The 13,430-nt window shown below is 69.4% G+C and carries 11 protein-coding genes and 1 pseudogene; 6 read left to right on the top strand and 6 right to left on the bottom strand.

Annotated features, from left to right (window positions below):
- Positions 1-56: 56 nt before the first annotated feature.
- Positions 57-533 (bottom strand): PGPGW domain-containing protein, encoded by a 477-nt coding sequence (locus I6N91_RS12670; RefSeq protein WP_198813068.1) that lies wholly within the window; start codon positions 531-533, stop codon positions 57-59.
- A gap of 142 nt (positions 534-675) precedes the next feature.
- Between I6N91_RS12670 and I6N91_RS12665 the strand changes: the two genes are divergently transcribed.
- The 3 genes from I6N91_RS12665 to I6N91_RS12655 are packed head-to-tail and all read left to right on the top strand — an operon-like array spanning position 676 to position 3,119.
- Positions 676-1,680 carry a ring-cleaving dioxygenase gene (locus tag I6N91_RS12665; RefSeq protein ID WP_198813065.1) on the top strand — a complete coding sequence of 335 codons (1,005 nt, stop codon included), beginning with the start codon at positions 676-678 and terminating at the stop codon, positions 1,678-1,680.
- Positions 1,673-2,320, top strand: coding sequence for an alpha/beta hydrolase (locus I6N91_RS12660; RefSeq protein ID WP_198813062.1), 648 nt, complete (start codon positions 1,673-1,675; stop codon positions 2,318-2,320). The genes I6N91_RS12665 and I6N91_RS12660 overlap by 8 nt, the downstream gene beginning before the upstream one ends.
- A gap of 4 nt (positions 2,321-2,324) precedes the next feature.
- Complete coding sequence (locus I6N91_RS12655) at positions 2,325-3,119, top strand: isocitrate lyase/phosphoenolpyruvate mutase family protein (RefSeq protein ID WP_198813059.1); 795 nt, start codon at positions 2,325-2,327, stop codon at positions 3,117-3,119.
- Positions 3,120-3,122: 3 nt separating this feature from the next.
- Here the strand turns inward: I6N91_RS12655 and I6N91_RS12650 are convergent, their stop codons facing one another.
- Positions 3,123-3,959 carry a S9 family peptidase gene (locus I6N91_RS12650; RefSeq protein WP_198813128.1) on the bottom strand — a complete coding sequence of 279 codons (837 nt, stop codon included), beginning with the start codon at positions 3,957-3,959 and terminating at the stop codon, positions 3,123-3,125.
- Between the two features lie 126 nt (positions 3,960-4,085).
- Here I6N91_RS12650 and I6N91_RS12645 point away from each other — a divergent pair, with 126 nt between their 5' ends.
- A complete protein-coding gene (locus I6N91_RS12645; RefSeq protein WP_198813057.1) occupies positions 4,086-5,198 on the top strand; it encodes a GTP pyrophosphokinase family protein in 1,113 nt (370 codons plus the stop codon).
- Between the two features lie 68 nt (positions 5,199-5,266).
- Here I6N91_RS12645 and I6N91_RS12640 read toward each other — a convergent pair.
- The 3 genes and pseudogenes from I6N91_RS12640 to I6N91_RS12630 all read right to left on the bottom strand — a co-directional run.
- A pseudogene (locus tag I6N91_RS12640) lies at positions 5,267-7,666 on the bottom strand (phosphoketolase); the annotation flags it as partial.
- Positions 7,667-7,709: 43 nt separating this feature from the next.
- The gene (locus I6N91_RS12635) at positions 7,710-10,238 is read right to left on the bottom strand and encodes an ATP-dependent DNA ligase (RefSeq protein WP_198813052.1); all 2,529 of its coding nucleotides are present in this window, start codon (positions 10,236-10,238) and stop codon (positions 7,710-7,712) included.
- Between the two features lie 84 nt (positions 10,239-10,322).
- The gene (locus I6N91_RS12630; RefSeq protein ID WP_198813050.1) at positions 10,323-10,817 is read right to left on the bottom strand and encodes an SRPBCC domain-containing protein; all 495 of its coding nucleotides are present in this window, start codon (positions 10,815-10,817) and stop codon (positions 10,323-10,325) included.
- Between the two features lie 68 nt (positions 10,818-10,885).
- Here I6N91_RS12630 and I6N91_RS12625 point away from each other — a divergent pair, with 68 nt between their 5' ends.
- Together I6N91_RS12625 and I6N91_RS12620 are read left to right on the top strand one after the other, a co-directional pair.
- Positions 10,886-11,722 carry a Ku protein gene (locus I6N91_RS12625; RefSeq protein WP_198813048.1) on the top strand — a complete coding sequence of 279 codons (837 nt, stop codon included), beginning with the start codon at positions 10,886-10,888 and terminating at the stop codon, positions 11,720-11,722.
- Positions 11,722-11,967, top strand: a complete 246-nt coding sequence (locus tag I6N91_RS12620) for a hypothetical protein (protein ID WP_198813046.1) — start codon at positions 11,722-11,724, stop codon at positions 11,965-11,967. The genes I6N91_RS12625 and I6N91_RS12620 overlap by 1 nt, the downstream gene beginning before the upstream one ends.
- On the opposite strand, the gene nhaA is transcribed toward I6N91_RS12620, so the two are convergent.
- Complete coding sequence (gene nhaA, locus I6N91_RS12615; RefSeq protein ID WP_198813043.1) at positions 11,964-13,334, bottom strand: Na+/H+ antiporter NhaA; 1,371 nt, start codon at positions 13,332-13,334, stop codon at positions 11,964-11,966. The two genes, I6N91_RS12620 and nhaA, sit on opposite strands and share 4 nt — an antisense overlap.
- Positions 13,335-13,430 lie beyond the last annotated feature (96 nt).

Raw genomic sequence — 13,430 nt, 5'->3', positions numbered from 1 at the left:
AAACTACCAGCCCGGGCTGAACGCGCGCTTGGAATGACGCCCGCCCCCGGCTGGAGTTATCCGCCCTCCGGAATTGCTGTTTTTGCGGGTGGGGGCTTGCCCCGGAAGCGCCGGACACTGTAGATGATAAGGACCAGGGCGATCAGGGAGGACAGCACCATGCTGATGCCGGTGGCCGAACCCCCGAAGAGCCACCACCTGGATTCAAGGGGCCACCAGGCCGGCACCCCGGGCTGGACGGTCCAGACAACTCCGCACCCCATGACGGCGAAGGCGCAGAGGCAGCTCGCGGCAATGCGCGGGATGGTTTTGACGCCGATGGCTGCAGCATGGAAGGCCCGTGCCTTCATGGGGGCAAGCCGCCGGCGCGCCCAGGCGTACTGCTGCGAGAGGATGGCGAGGCCGCCGACGAGCATCAGCAGGCCGGGGCCGGGAAGGACAAGCGCTGCGCAGCCAACAACCACGCAGGTCCAGCCTGTTACTTCGATGCCGGTGCGCCGCACCCACCCATGCACCCTGATTTTTGCGGCCATTCACACAGGATGACACACGATCCTGAATGAATTCGACCGGCGGATCCCGCTCCGGGTGGAGCGGGGGAACAAAAGGTAAAGTACATTCGTTTGCATATAAACCTCCGGCCGGGGGTGGAGTTCTTCGAAGAGGGGTTTGACTGTGACGGCAAATACGAGCGGTTTGCACCATGTGACGGCGATTGCGGGGGATCCGCAGCGCAATGTCGATTTCTATATCCGCGGCCTCGGGCTGCGCCTGGTGAAGCGGACGGTGAACTTCGACGATCCGGGCACGTACCACCTCTACTACGGCGACGAATCCGGCCGGCCGGGCTCGCTGCTGACCTTCTTCCCCTGGAAGGGGGTTCCGGCGGGCAGGATCGGCGCCGGACAGTCGACGACCACGGCGTTCTCGGTGCCCCAGGGCACCCTGGGCTGGTGGCAGAGCCACTTTAAGGACCTCGGCGTCGACTCGCAGATCACCGGAAGCTCCTCGGCGGAGGAGCGCCTGTCGCTGAGGGACCCGGACGGGCTGCAGATCGACCTTGTGGCATCCTCCCTTGAAGACCCCCGCGACCCGTGGGACTCGGCGTCGGTCCCGGCACAGTACGCGGTGCGCGGACAGCACTCCTCGGTGCTGACGGTCGCCGACCCCGAGGGCACCCTGGCGACCCTGACCCAGGACCTCGGCCTGGACATCCTCTCGGAGGGTGCGGACAGGTACCGGCTCTCGACCGGCGCAGGCGAGCCGGGCACGGTGGTCGACGTGATCGCCGACCCGCGCGCCGACCGCGGCCTGATCGCCGGCGGCACGGTGCACCACGTTGCCTTCCGCGTCCCGGACAAGGCCATCCAGGCGGCCTGGCGGGACGAGCTGACCTCCCGGGGGCATGCCGTGACCGAGATCCTCGACCGGCAGTACTTCACCTCGATCTACTTCCGCGAACCCGGCGGAACCCTGTTCGAAATTGCTACCGACACCCCGGGCTTCAATATCGATGAGCCGCTCCTTGAGTTGGGACGCGGCCTCAAGCTGCCGCCGTGGCTCGAGCCCAGCCGCGAGGCCATCGCCGCCGCCGTGGCCCCGCTGAGCCTGCCCGAGGAAAACAACCCCGAGCTTGCCGGGTCCACCGGGGACGCCGCGACGGAGCCGGCGGATGACTGAGACCCCGGCTCCCTCAGTGCACCCCTGGCCCCACGTTTTCGAGCCCGGCGACCCCGGGACTCCGGTGCTGCTGCTCCTGCACGGCACCGGCGGCACCGAGCACGACCTGCTCCCCCTGGCCCCGCGCCTGTCCCCCGGGGCCGGAATCCTCTCCCCCCGCGGGCCGGTGAGCGAGAACGGCATGAACCGGTGGTTCCGGCGCCTGCGGGAGGGCGTATTCGACACCGCCGATGTGGTTGCCCGGGCCGGGGAACTTGCAGGCTTCCTCGACTGGGCCCGGGAGGCCTACAGCCTCGGGGACCGGCCGGTGACCGCCGTGGGGTTCTCCAACGGGGCCAATATCGCCCTGGCCACCGCACTGCTCCACCCCGGGGAGCTCGACCGGGTGGTGGCCTTCTCGGGCATGTATCCCCTGGACGCGCACCCCGTCGACGCCGACCTGGCCGGCACCCGCGTGGCACTGTTCAACGGCGCCGAGGACCCCATGGCCCCCCAGGACAGCGTCGAACGGCTCACCGGCGTCCTTCAGTCCCGCGGCGCCGACGTCGAACGTGCCACCCACCCGGGCGGCCACGGAATCACCGCCGACGATCTCACAGCCGCCGCACTGTGGATGAGTCGGGATGGAGCCGTAAGGTGAAATCATGACTACACCGAGCAACTCAACCGCTTCCCTGTCCGCCAAGGCCGAGGAGTTCCTCAGCCTCCACCGGGCCCCGGAGATCCTGCAGGTCGTCAACGTGTGGGACGCCATTTCGGCCAAGACCATCGCCGAGGTTCCCGGAACCCGTGCACTGGCCACGGCGGGCCACTCCATCGCGTCGAGCCTGGGCTACCAGGACGGCACCGTCCCGCTCGATCTGATGATCGACGCCGTCTCGCGCATTGCGGCGGCGACCGAACTGCCCGTCAGCGCAGACCTCGACGCCGGGTACGGCAACGCGGGTGAGACCGTGCGGCGTGCCATCGGCGTGGGCATCATCGGCGCCAATATCGAGGACCGGATGGAGCCGCTGGCCGACTCCGGGGCGAAGATGGAGGCGGCGGTTAAGGCCGGCGAGGCGGAGGGCGTCCCCTTCGTGCTCAACGCCCGCACCGACGCGTTCCTGCGCGGCGCCGGCCGCGACCCGGAGGACGTCCTCGCCGAGGCCATCGAGCGCGGCAGGGCCTACCTCGAGGTCGGCGCGTCGACCGTCTTCGTCCCCGGCCTCTTCGACGAGGACACGGTGCGTGCCCTGGTCGAGGGGATTGGACACAAGCGGGTGAGCGTGATCGGGATCCCGGGTTCACTTCCTCCCGCCAAGCTCCAGGAGCTCGGCGTCGCCCGCATTTCCTACGGTCCCTGGACCCAGCGCGTCGCCCTGACCGCCCTCGCGGATACCGCTGCGGAGCTGCTTCGGGGCGGGTCGCTGCCCGAAGGAACCCGCCCGCTCAACTAGGGATTACCCGGCGGAACCCTGCCGGGTGGTGGCGGCCTGGTCGACGGCCGCCACCACCCGCTCCCACGCTTCGGTGCCGGGAGTGATCATCGCGAAGTGGTCGCCCGGAATCACCAGGAGCTCAGCCGACGCGCCCGCCTGCGTGGCGGCGGCCACGTAGCTTTCGGACTGGCTCAGCGGAACCGTGGTGTCCTCTTCCCCGTGCAGCGCGTAGACGGGCACGGAGAGCGGCACCGCGTTCAGGGGATCGGCCCACCGGTACCGTTCCGGCTCGGCCGTCGGGGAAGCGCCGAGCAGGTCCTCGACGGCGCCGTTGCTGAGGTTCAGGTCGTGCGCCTGGGCGAGATTGAGCACCCCCGACTGGCTCACGACCCCCGTCAAGGGCACCGCCGCCGGCCCGGCACCCGGGGCGTCGGCGGGAAGGGAGTCGCGTCCTGCCGCCCACACGGCGAGGTGGCCGCCGGCGGAGTGGCCCAGGGCCGTCACGGTCGTGAGGTCGAGTCCGTGCCGCGCCGCCGCCTCGGCCAGAAGGTCGATCCCGGCTCCGATGTCCTCGAAGGTCCCCGGCCAGCCGCCGCCGTTGCCGACCCGGCGGTACTCGAGGTTCCAGCAGGCATACCCCCGGTCCGCCAAATCCCGGGCCAGCGGTTCGCCGAGGTCGGCACCGTAGGTCGAACGCCAGTACCCGCCGTGGATGATCACCACCACCCCCGGCTTGGAAGCCCGGGAGGGCAGATAGAGGTCGGCGAACTGGCTCGGGTCGGAGCCGTAGCCGTAGCGCCGGGCGGCGCCGTCGGCCGGGGTCCCGGCACGGTCGGCCGGGCGGGCGCAGCCGGGCAGCACCGAGGCCCCCAGCGCGCCGAGGAGTGCCAATACGTTGCGTCGTCCCGGCTGCTTCACACCGGAAGCATAACCGTCGCGGGCGGCGGCTAGGATTGCAGAAACGCCGAGACCAGGAGGCCCTTTGTGAGTGCGTGGGATGACCTCGACGACCGCCTGCGCCCGGCGGTCGAAGCGTCGACGCAGGAGTTCACGCGGGTGCGGCCCCAGCTCGAGGCGGTGACCGAGGAGATGCGCCGCAGCATCTCGGCGATCTTCGACCCCTCGGACCTGCGGCCCCTGTTCGTCACCGCGCGCACCAAGACCGTTGAATCCTTCCGCGACAAGGCCTCCCGGACACTCGCGCCCACCGAGCCGGGGGCGCTGCCGGCGCTCGTCTTCCCCGACCCGCTGCGCAACCTCACCGACCTCGTCGGGATCCGGGTCATCACCACCCTCCCCCACGAGGTGGACCTCGCCGCGAACCTCATCAAGCGCCAGCGGCAGGACTTCGACTGCCGCGGGGACCGCGAGAAGGACATCGGGTCGATCGAATCGGGCACCTACGGGTACTCGAGCCGGCACCTGATCATGCGCAGCATCCACAACGACGTCGTGCGGCGGTACCAGCAGGCCCTTGATCCGGACTCGAAGGCCGGCGGCAGCTACCTCTTCGAGGTGCAGGTCCGCACCGTCCTCGCCCACGCCTGGTCGGAGATCGAACACGACATCCGCTTCAAGGCCTCCAATCCCAAGGCGTGGAGCCCCTACTTCGACCGGCAGTTCACCGGGACGGCCGCGATGCTCGAAACCGTCGAGTCGGCCTTCGCCGAACTCCACGAACGCTACGAGACGGTGACCGGGTTCTGGGACGAGGCCGGGGAGGGCAGCGCTCCGCTGACCCCCAACCGCGTCCGGCACGTCTGGCAGACCCTGCTGCCCCACGTCGACCGCAAGGCCGACGACAACTGGGGCTGGGCCGCCGAACTCCTTGCCGCCCACGGGCTGCGGACCACCCTCGAACTCGTGGCCCTGCTGCAGGCCGATACCATCACCACGGTGCGCCGCGCCCTCGACCACCGGTACTCCCCCGGCCCCGACCGGCTGCTCGACGACATGCTGCTGTGGCACTACGGGCAGCGCCACATCGACCTCACGGCCGAGGCCCCCGACGCGGAGTCCACACCGCGCCGGGACAGCCTGCAGCGCAGGATGCGCTCGATGCAGAACTACCGGGCCCTGCAGGAGAACTCCCGCTGATCCCCGCCGCCCAGCGCGCCGCGGCTTCAGGCCCGTCCGCGGCGTCAGGCCCGGCACCTAAGTGCCGGTTACTGGTTCTGGGAGTCGTCGGGCGAGGACTCGTCGAGGGTCCAGCCGGTGATGAAGCCGGCGTCCTCCCCGGCGTCCCGGGTGTGCTGCCATGCGCGCTGCCGCTGGTCCTGCAGCGACTGGCGCAGTGAGGCCTGGGTGGAACCGAGCGCCGGGACCCGATCGATCACGTCCATGGCCAGTGAGTACCGGTCGATCTGGTTCAGCATGGCCATGTCGAAGGGCGTGGTGGTCGTCCCCTCCTCCTTGTAGCCGCGGACGTGAAGGTTCGCGTGGTTGGTCCTCCGGTAGGTCAGGCGGTGGATCAGCCACGGGTAGCCGTGGTAGGCGAAGATCACGGGCCGATCCGTGGTGAACAGGTTGTCGAACGCCCGCGCCGTGAGCCCGTGCGGGTGCTCGGCGGTGTCCTGCAGCCGCATCAGGTCCACCACGTTGACCACCCGGATCTTCAGCGACGGGATGCCCGCCTTGAGCAGGCCCGCCGCCGCGACCGTCTCGAGCGTCGGCACGTCGCCGGCGCAGCCGAGGACGACGTCGGGGTCCGCTCCGGCATCTTCGCGGCCGGCGAAGTCCCACACCCCGATACCGCGTCGAACGTGCAGGCGGGCCTCCTCGGGCCCGAGCCAGGTGGGATTGGGCTGCTTGCCGGTGATGATCACGTTGACGGTGTCCCGGGTCTTCATGCAGTGCTCGGTCACGGCCAGCATGGTGTTGGTGTCCGGCGGCAGGTAGACGCGGATCACGTCGGCCTTCTTGTTCACCACGTGGTCGATGAACCCGGGGTCCTGATGGGAGAACCCGTTGTGGTCCTGCTGCCACACATGGCTGGAGAGCAGGTAGTTGAAGGAGGCGATCGGACGGCGCCAGGACAGGTCCTGGTGCACCTTGAGCCACTTGGCGAACTGGTTGAACATCGAGTCGACGATGTGGACAAACGCCTCGTAGCAGTTGAACACCCCGTGCCGTCCGGTGAGCAGGTAGCCCTCGAGCCAGCCCTGGCAAAGGTGCTCGCTGAGCACCTCAAGGACCCGGCCGGAGCGGGCCAGGTGCTCGTCGACGTCCTCGGTGCGTGCCTGCCACGCCTTGTCGGTGACGTCGTAGACCGCCGAGAGCCGGTTGGACGCCGTCTCGTCGGGGCCGAAGACGCGGAAGTTCGTGGGGTTCGCCGCGATGATGTCGCGCAGGTACCCGCCGACGGTGATCATCGGGCTCACCTTTTCGCTGCCCGGTGAGCTCACCTTCACGGCGTGGTCGAAGTAGTCGGGCAGCTTGAGGTCGCGCAGCAGCCAGCCGCCGTTGGCGTAGGGGGTGGCGCTCATCCGCAGGTCGCCCTCCGGCGCGAGGGAGGCGAGATCGGGGCGCAGCTCCCCGGTTTCGGCGAAGAGCTCCTCCGGTCGGTAGGAGCGCATCCACTCCTCGAGCTGGTGCAGGTGCCCGGGGTTGGTGTGGATTTCCGACAGCGGCACCTGGTGCGAGCGCCAGGTGCCCTCGACCTGCTTGCCGTCGACGACGTCGGGCCCGGTCCAGCCCTTGGGTGAGCGCAGGACGATCATGGGCCAGCGCGGCGTGCCCTCCGGGAGGTCCCCGCCGGACCGGGCCTGCTGCTGAATGTCCCGGATTTGGGCGAGGCATTCGTCCAGGGCCGCCGCGAAATCCCGGTGGGCCTGCGCGGTGGCGCGCGGGTCGCTGACGGTGACGAAGTGGGGCTCGTAGCCGTAGCCGGACATCAGCTGCCGCAGCTGGTCCTCGGGCATGCGGGCCAGCACCGTGGGGTTGGCGATCTTGTAGCCGTTGAGGTGCAGGATCGGGAGCACGGCGCCGTCGAGGGCGGCGTTGAGGAAGTTGTTGGAGTGCCAGCTTGCCGCCAGCGGGCCGGTTTCGGCTTCGCCGTCGCCCACCACGGCCACGGCGAGGAGGTCGGGGTTGTCGAACACGGCGCCGTAGGCGTGGACGAGGGCGTAGCCGAGCTCGCCGCCCTCGTGGATGGAGCCGGGCGTCTCGGGGGCCGCGTGGGAGGGGATGCCGCCGGGGTAGCTGAACTGCTGAAACAGGTCCTTGAGGCCGGTTTCGTCCCTGCCGATGTGGGAGTACACCTCGGAGTAGGTTCCCTCGAGCCAGGCGTTGGCGACGTTGGCCGGCCCGCCGTGCCCCGGCCCGGTGACGAACAGCATCGCCTGCCGCTGCTCCCGGATCACCCGGTTCAGGTGGGCGTAGATGAAGTTCAGGCCTGGGGTGGTCCCCCAGTGGCCCAGCAGCCGGGCCTTCACGTCGCCGCCTTCGAGCGGGCGCCTCAGCAGCGGGTTGTCCCGAAGGTAGATCTGGCCGACGGAGAGGTAGTTGGCGGCCCGCCACCAGGCGTCCAGCCGGTCGACATCGGGTTCTGGCATGGTGTTCCTCCTCGGGTTGGGCGACGCCGGCGGAGGACGCTCCGCCGGCCGGTTCTCAGTTTTCGACGGTCACATCGGAGGGTTTCTTATCCGGCCGCCAGCCGCGCCAGACCGGGTGCCGCAGCCGGCCCCCGCCGGTGCGTTCGCTGTACTGGACCTCGCCGACGAGGGCCGGGCGCACCCAGCGCGCGTCCGCGGCGTCGGGGGCGGGAACGTCGGGCAGCGGCGCCGTCTTGCGGGCCATCTTCTTGAGGCGGCCCCCGACCTCGGCCAGCTCCCGGTCGGTGAGCCCGGAGCCGACGCGGCCGAGGTACTTCAGGTTCACCCCGTCGGGCACCGCGACCAGGAGGGAGCCGATCTTTGAGGCGCGGTTGCCCTTCCCCGGACGCCAGCCCACCACCACCACCTCCTGGGTGCGCTGGTGCTTGATCTTCAGCCACGCCTCCGTGCGGGTTCCGGGCCGGTACACGCTGCTCCGGCGCTTGGCGACGATGCCCTCCAGCCCCAGGTCCCTGCTGGCCTCGACAGCCTCGGCCAGGGTGGCGTCAAGCTGCCCCGGAACCTGGATATGCCCGTCCTTCGGGGCGCTGACCGCGCCTTCGAGGATCTCCCTGCGGTTGCTGTACCCGAGCGGGAGCAGGGAGGTGCCGTCGAGGCCGAGGAGGTCGAAGAGCATGAGCCGGACCGGTGTGGTCGCCCGGGCGGCGTCGATCTCGGAGGCCGAGGTGAGTTTCATCCGGGTCTGCAGCAGACTGAAGTCGGGCCGGCCGCTGGCGTTGAGGGCCACGATCTCGCCGTCGAGCACCGCCGTCTCGGCATTCACACAGTCGGCGAGGTCCCCCAGTTCGGGGTAGAGCAGGCTCATGTCGTTGCCGTTGCGGCTGATCAGGCGAACGCCGCCGGCCGCGACGAGGGCGATGGCCCGCACCCCGTCCCACTTCAGCTCGAACGCGAAGTCGGATTCATCGGGCAGGACCGTGGAGGTGGCCAGGGCCGCCAGCATGGGCGGCACGAAGTCCGGGGCGGCGCCGGGCCCGGCCACCGGACGATCCGCCGGCGCAACCGGGACGGGGAGTCCGGCCGGGCCGGTTGCGGGGGCGTCGGGCCCGCTCTCGGGGGAGGAAGCGCCGGAGGCGGCACCGGAGGAGATTCCGGCCGGCTGGTCCTTCATAAGGTGGATGAGCCAGTTCCGTCCTCCCGACCCGGAGCCGCCGGTGTTGATCAGGGCGTACCGCCGGACGGCGCTGCCGGAGCGGGCCAGGCCGCCGTCCTGCCTCCCGTACAGGGTGCAGATCACCTCCTTGCCGTCGCGCCACTTTTCCAGCTCGTAGGTCCCCGCATCCCAGATGCTCATCTCGCCCGCCCCGTATTCCCCCTTGGGAATACTTCCCTCGAAGGTCCCGTATTCCAGCGGGTGGTCCTCCGTCTGGACCGCCAGATGGTTCCGGTCCGGCGTGGCGGGCGGGCCCTTGGGCAGGGCCCACGAGACGAGCACGCCCTCGCGCTCCAGCCGGAGGTCGTAGTGGAGGCGGCGCGCATGGTGTTCCTGGATGACGAAGCTGTTGCCCCCGGGCGGTCCGACGGCTTCCGGGACGGGCTCCGGGGTCCTGCCGGCGTCGCGCATGGCCCGGTACTGGGTCAGGCGGTCCGGGGCGGAGCCGGCGGTGCCGGAACCGTCCTGCGGGTCGAGGTCGAGGCCGGCCAGGATGTCCCCCTGCTCCCGGACGCGCCGCAGCACCTCCCGGTAATCGAGGTGGGCCAGGTCCGGGTCGTCGAGCTCGGCCCAGGTGCGCGGCGCGGCGACGGTCGGGTGGAAGCGTCCGCGCAGCGAATACGGCGCCACGGTGGTCTTGTTCCGGTTGTTCTGGCTCCAGTCCACCAGGACGCGCCCGCCGCGCAGGGACTTCTTCATGTCGCTGACCGCCAGGTCGGGGTGGTCGGCCTCAAGGGCGCGGGCCAGCTCGTGCGCGACGCCGGAGACCTGCTCGGAGGTCAGCTTCCCGTCCAGCCGGCAGTACAGGTGGAGGCCCTTGGAGCCGCTTGTCACCGGCCACGGCTCAAGGCCCATGCCGGTGAGGATCTCCCGGGCCAGCCGTGCCACCTCGGCGCACTCGGGCAGGCCCGCTCCCGGCCCGGGGTCAAGGTCCAGCACCATCCGGTCCGGGTTGCCCACCGCCGAGTGCGGGCCGAACCGCCACTGGGGCACATGGACCTCCAGGGCCCCGATCTGACCGAACCAGGTGAGGGTGGCCAGATCGTTCACCACCGGGTACACGTTCGTGTGGTCCTTGTGCCGGATCGGGTGGCGGGGCAGCCAGGCCGGAGCCGCGGCGTCGAGGTTCTTTTGGAAGAAAACCTGGCCGGGGGCGTCGGCGGTCCCCACCCCGTGCACCCAGCGCTTGCGGGTCGCGGGCCGGTCGCGGGCATGCCGGATCAGGGGCTCGGCCACCGCCGCGTAGTACGCCAGCACATCGGCCTTGGTGGTGCCGGTCTCCGGGTACAGCACCTTGTCCAGGCTCGAGAGCCGCAGGGAACGCCCGTCGACCGTGACGGTCTGCACGTTGCGGGAACCCGGGAGAGCCATTTCCCTAGTGTTGTCCGGATGGGCGCCGAATTCCACTATCGGGAGGCCGCGGATCCTCCCGGCGGCCTCACCCGGTGCGGCGGGTCAGGACGAGAACTGGGAGGTGTACCGGTCGACGTAGACCTGCCAGAGGGCCGGATCCTGGCCGAGGCTGCGCTCATTGAGGTAGTCGTCGAGGCCCATCAGGGTCAGGTGCCAGCCGGCGGCGGAAACGGCGATCTGGGCGGAATCCGCGGGCGAAATCGTCAGCACCAGCAGGGTGCCGCCGTCCTCCTGGCGCGTGAACTCCCACCGCAGGACCTCCCGGTCCCAGGTGAAGGCCAGCACGGTGGGCTTCGAGGCCTCAAGCACCGTGCCCTTCAGCGGGCGCTGGCCCGGCAGCTTGAAGATGACCTCGGCGTCCCGGCGCGGCAGGATGTCCATTTCGGCGGGGAACCAGTACTTGAGCTTGCCCGGATCCGTCAGGTGCTTCCACAGCACCGCCGGCGGGACAGCGAACCGCATCTCGAAGCGCAGGGCGGGTGCGCCGTCGTCGGTGGTGGTGCGGCTTGCTGTCGGTTCTGCGGTGGAGGAAGTCACCTATCCATCGTAGACCGCGGAAAAACCGGCTCTGGCTAGGTGTGCTGCCGGTGGTGTTCACTTGTTCCATGAGAGCCATCTGGAAGGGAGCCGTCGCGTTCGGGCTGGTGAACGTGCCCGTGAAGGTGTACAGCGCCACCGAAGACCACGACATCGGCCTCCACCAGGTCCACGACAAGGACGGCGGGCGGATCCGCTACCAGCGCCGGTGTGAAATCTGCGGGGAAGTGGTCGACTACAAGAACATCGACAAGGCCTACGACGACGGTGAGCACACAGTGGTGCTGACGGAGGAGGACCTGGGCTCGCTCCCGGTCGAGAAAAGCCGAGAGATCGAGGTCGTCGAGTTCGTTCCCAGCGACCAGATCGACCCCATCATGTACGACCGCTCCTACTACCTCGAGCCCGATTCGGCCTCCACCAAGGCCTACGTGCTGCTCCGCAGGACCCTCGAGGAAACCGACCGGACGGCGATCGTCCAGTTCTCCCTCCGGCAGAAGAGCCGGCTCGGTGCGCTGCGGGTCCGCGGTGAGGTCCTCATGCTCCAGTCGCTGCTCTGGGACGACGAGGTGCGCGAGGCCTCCTTCCCCGCACTCGAGGAAAAGGTGCGCATCTCCGCCAAGGAGAAGCAGATGTCCGCGGCCCTCGTCGATTCCTTCTCGACGGATTTCGATCCTGAAAACTTCACCGACGAGTATCAGGTGCAGCTGCGCACCCTGATCGACGCGAAGATCGAGAAGGGCGACACCCTGAGCACCGAGGAGACCTTCGGCGCGTCGGCGGAGGAGGACGACACCAATGTCCTCGACCTGATGGAGGCCCTGCGCCGCAGTGTCGAGAAAAACCGCGAGAAGAAGTCCGGCGGCAAGAAGGACTCGAGCAGTTCCAAGAAGAAGGGAGCGTAATGGGTTTCTTCACCGACTCCCACGGCAGGCAGGGCATCGCCCAGCGTCCCAATGCCCTGATCCTGGCCTGGGCCGGGCTCGGCGCGGCGTCCCTGATGGCCCTGAAGGATGAAAACCGCAGGGTGCTCGGCCAGGCCAGCACCGCCAGCCTCGCGATCTGGGCCGTCCTTGAGACCGCCGCCGGCCACAGCGGGTTCCGCAGGACCGCCGGGGCCCTGACCCTGGCCTGGCTGGTGCGTCGCTAGCGTTCCTCGAACACGTCCGGGACGCCGTCCTGGTCGGCGTCGACCGACTCCTTGGCTTCGATCTGCCGGTAGTGGCGGTTGCGTGAGCGCAGGATGACGGATGCGGCGAGCGCGGCGAGGAGCGAGCCGATCAGCACCGCGACCTTCGCATGGTCGTCCTCGGCGGTGCCCTGGCCGAAGCCGAGCTCCGCAATGAGCAGGGAGACGGTGAACCCGATGCCGGCCAGCAGGGCGGCTCCGACAATATCCACCCAGGACAGGTCGGGGTCGAGGTTGGCCTTTTCGGCTTTGGTCACGAGCCAGACTGCCAGCAGGATGCCGATCGGCTTTCCCACCACCAGCGCCAGGACGATACCCACGGCGATCGGGTCGGTGATGGCGTTGAGGAACCCCGAGGCGCCGCCGATCGTCACCCCCGCCGAGAAGAAGGCGAAGACCGGGACTGCGACACCTGCCGACAGCGGCCGGAGGCGGTGTTCCATGGTGTCCGCGAGCCCCTCTTCCTCCGGCACGGCCGGGTCCCCGGGCCGGGCTTTCCCTGCAGGCCGGACCGGAACGGCGAAGCCGAGCAGCACCCCCGCTACCGTGGCGTGGACCCCGGAGGCATGCACCAGCGCCCAGACGATGAACCCGAGGGGCAGCAGGATCAGCCACGGGGCCGCCGCGTGGCGCTGGAAGAACCGGGAGAAGCGGTGGGCGAGGAAGGCGTAGAGGGCAAGCGGAAGCACTGCCAGCAGCAGGGGCGAGGCGGCGATGTCCCCTGAATAGAAGAAGGCGATGATGCTGATGGCGATCAGGTCGTCAACGACGGCGAGGGTGAGCAGGAAGATCCGCAGTGCCCCGGGAAGATGGGATCCGACGACGGCAAGCACCGCCAGGGCAAAGGCGATGTCGGTGGCCGTGGGAATCGCCCACCCGCGCAGCGCGTCCGAGCCGCTGCCCAGGATCACCGCAACGTAGATCAGTGCGGGCACCACGACGCCGCCTACAGCGGCAGCCACCGGAACGATGGCCCGGTCGAAGCGTCTCAGGTCACCGGCCACGAACTCGCGCTTCAGTTCGAGCCCGGCGAGGAAGAAGAAGATGGCAAGCAGGCCGTCGGCCGCCCAGGCCCCGAAACTGAGTTCGAGGTGCAGCGGTTCGTAGCCGAATCTGGTGTCGCGCAGGGCGAAGTAGCCGTCGGCGGCGGGGGTGTTGGCGAGGATCAGTGCCAGTGTCGTCGCAAGGAGCAGGAGCGCTCCGCCTACCGTCTCCCTGCGCAGGATCGAGGAAATCCGTAGGTGTTCGGGGTAGCTGGCCCGGGTGAAGACCCGCTTGGCCGCGGGCCTGCCGGAGGGGTTTACGGGTGGGGAGGGGTTGGAGGACAAGAAAAGCTCCTTGTGTCGGCGGTCGCTTGAGACAGCGCCGACCAGACTTCCCGGCTCACCACCATCCAGTCTACCGGGCGGCGCACGGAACCGGAG

The organism is Arthrobacter sp. MSA 4-2 (assembly GCF_016405885.1).
In the GTDB taxonomy this organism is placed as follows: Bacteria; Actinomycetota; Actinomycetes; order Actinomycetales; family Micrococcaceae; genus Arthrobacter_D.
Note: the sequence above shows the minus strand (reverse complement) of the source record. Positions and strands in the feature narration are given on the sequence as shown.

What these genes read in the sequence shown, in the direction of transcription:
- I6N91_RS12655 (WP_198813059.1), top strand. Translation starts at nt 2,325, where the DNA reads ATGACTACACCGAGCAACTCAACCGCTTCCCTGTCCGCCAAGGCCGAG.
- I6N91_RS12625 (WP_198813048.1), top strand. Translation starts at nt 10,886, where the DNA reads ATGAGAGCCATCTGGAAGGGAGCCGTCGCGTTCGGGCTGGTGAACGTG.
- I6N91_RS12670 (WP_198813068.1), bottom strand. Translation starts at nt 533, where the DNA reads ATGGCCGCAAAAATCAGGGTGCATGGGTGGGTGCGGCGCACCGGCATC.
- I6N91_RS12635 (WP_198813052.1), bottom strand. Translation starts at nt 10,238, where the DNA reads ATGGCTCTCCCGGGTTCCCGCAACGTGCAGACCGTCACGGTCGACGGG.
- I6N91_RS12660 (WP_198813062.1), top strand. Translation starts at nt 1,673, where the DNA reads ATGACTGAGACCCCGGCTCCCTCAGTGCACCCCTGGCCCCACGTTTTC.
- I6N91_RS12620 (WP_198813046.1), top strand. Translation starts at nt 11,722, where the DNA reads ATGGGTTTCTTCACCGACTCCCACGGCAGGCAGGGCATCGCCCAGCGT.